The sequence below is a fragment of the Streptomyces sp. NPDC055099 genome (assembly GCF_053607685.1).
On sequence record NZ_JBSGUA010000086.1, the window covers coordinates 1 to 1,197 of the forward strand.

Sequence of the window (1,197 nt, forward strand, 5' to 3'; positions counted from 1 at the left end):
CTCACAGACCACGGACACCGCTCACGACGCATCTCCAGCGGCCCCAGCAGGAGCGACGGCGGACACACCGCCCCCAGGGGATGCGGAGGGCGCCGCAACTCCCGAGGACGGCGGTCCGGCTACCGACGCCGCCGTCGACGCCGTTCGCCGGGCGCTGGAAGACGCTCTGCAGGCCACTGAGCAGCCGGAGCCCGCCGCGCCGCAGCCCGGTGAGCTGCCACTGTGGACCGGCCCGGAGGCCTCGCCCACAGACACCACGGCACCGAAGCCTGCGGCCGATCCGATAGACGTCCATGCCGAGTTCCAGGCAGTGCTGGACGCCTGGGACGAACACGTACCTTCGGTGAACGGCACGGCTCAGGACCTGGTCGCCGAACTCGACGCCAACCTCGTCGCGTTGCAGCGGGCGTTCACTGAGGCGGTCACCCCGCCCGCGCCGGCGGAACCGGCCACCCCTGTGGCTCCGGCGGCCAGCACCACGGAAAGGGAGGCGGCCAGCACCACGGAAAGGGAGGCGGCCGCGCCCGTCCTGCAACAGGCATCGGACGTCAACACCGCCCTCCAGCAGGCCGATACGCACGGCGCCGCGCTCCAGGACCTCCCGGAGTGGCAGAAGCTCCAGACGGTGCGCGGTGCGGTCGGCCACCTGTTCCGCGTCATGCGGGAGCGGGCCGGGGAGCACTTCGAACGCCTGATGGAGGACAACCGCGTCGGCGAGTTCTTCCGCAAGGTCTCGATCAACGCCTGCGAGAAGGTCGCCGGGTGGGCGCAGGCGGGGGCCGACCGCCTCCGGCGCCGGGGCGAGGAGAAGGGGACGGACGCTGCGGCCGCAGATGCACTGCGGGACGTAGCCGATGCCGCCTCCGCCTACAGCTCCATCGGCGGCGGCCGTGGCGGGACGCCGCCGGCGGCGCGGAGGACCGCTCCCACCACGGTGGACATCCCGGAGATGCGGCAGTTCGGGGCGGCGTTGTCCCGGCCACTCCCTGGCGCCAGGGACGGGCGCGGTACGCGCGTCTCCACGGCGGCCGCGCGGGGCAAGTCGCCTACGCGCGGCGCAGCGAAGAAGCCGGGCGACTCGGGAACGAAGAAGGCGGGCGGCTCTCCTGAGCAGGCGGGGCATCTGCGCCGTGGCGGTACCGAACCGCAGCAGCAGAACCCCAAGCCGTCCCAGCGGTAAGGCGCGAACAAGGGCCC

At 73.2% G+C, this 1,197-nt stretch carries 1 pseudogene; it reads left to right on the forward strand.

The window, feature by feature from the left end:
* Positions 1 to 1,180 (forward strand): annotated as a pseudogene (locus tag ACWFRU_RS42470) (hypothetical protein); the annotation flags it as partial.
* Between the last annotated feature and the right edge of the window lie 17 nt (positions 1,181 to 1,197).